At 67.7% G+C, this 685-nt stretch carries 2 protein-coding genes; one reads left to right on the top strand and one right to left on the bottom strand.

The genetic code is table 11. The features are described 5' to 3' along the window. Positions 1-294: 294 nt before the first annotated feature. Entirely contained in the window at positions 295-450 is a 156-nt protein-coding gene (locus CCN51_RS57725) for a hypothetical protein (protein ID WP_238545275.1), read from the bottom strand. On the opposite strand from CCN51_RS57725, the gene CCN51_RS57730 reads away from it, so the two are divergent. Next, the coding region (locus tag CCN51_RS57730; protein ID WP_245881671.1) for a transposase at positions 440-685 on the top strand (246 nt) is incomplete at its 3' end. The genes CCN51_RS57725 and CCN51_RS57730 overlap by 11 nt on opposite strands.

Here is a 685-nt window from a genome sequence, read left to right on the forward strand (position 1 = left end):
CCCGAAACCGCCGCCCCGCCCCAGACACAGCCGATGACCGACTCACCACACTCCCCCCTCTCCCAGATCGTCAGCGTCAGGCATAACGTCATGAAGTCTGTTCGGGTTACGGTCAGTTGTATGGAACTTCGTCTCGCCCTCTGCTCTTCTGCTCAGTTGAAGGCGTAGGGCGGGGCTGTCCGGGCCGCAGCTGCATGCCCTGATCGCCCGTTTGTGGCGGCGCCGCCCGGACAGCGGGTGTGGCCGGCCCTGGTCACTTGCTTTCGGCGACCGGGTGCTGCTGGTCATCCTGGGCTACCGCACAACCTCACCGTGGAGCAGTTGGCCGGGCTGTTCGCCACCACGGACTCCACCGTGCACCGGGTCACCGCCGACCTCGCGCCGCGCCTCGCCGCCCTGCTCGGCCCGCCGCCCGCCGGTCGGCGGGGAGCTGTGGCTGGTGGACGGCACCCTCATTCCGGTGCACGACCAGCAGAAGACGAGGAAGTCGAAGAACTACCGGCGCAGTGTGAATGTGCAGATCGTCTGCCGGGCCCGTGACCGCCGCGTCGTCGCGGTCGGCGATGCCTGGCCGGGCAACCGCAACGATGTGATGATCTTCCGGGAGACCATGGGCAGGACCTTGCCCGCTCATCCCCGCCTGTCCGGCGATGGTGGTTATCAAGGGATCGAGCGGATCCGCTCG

This window comes from Streptomyces milbemycinicus (assembly GCF_002154605.1).
Classification (GTDB): Bacteria; Actinomycetota; Actinomycetes; order Streptomycetales; family Streptomycetaceae; genus Streptomyces; species Streptomyces milbemycinicus.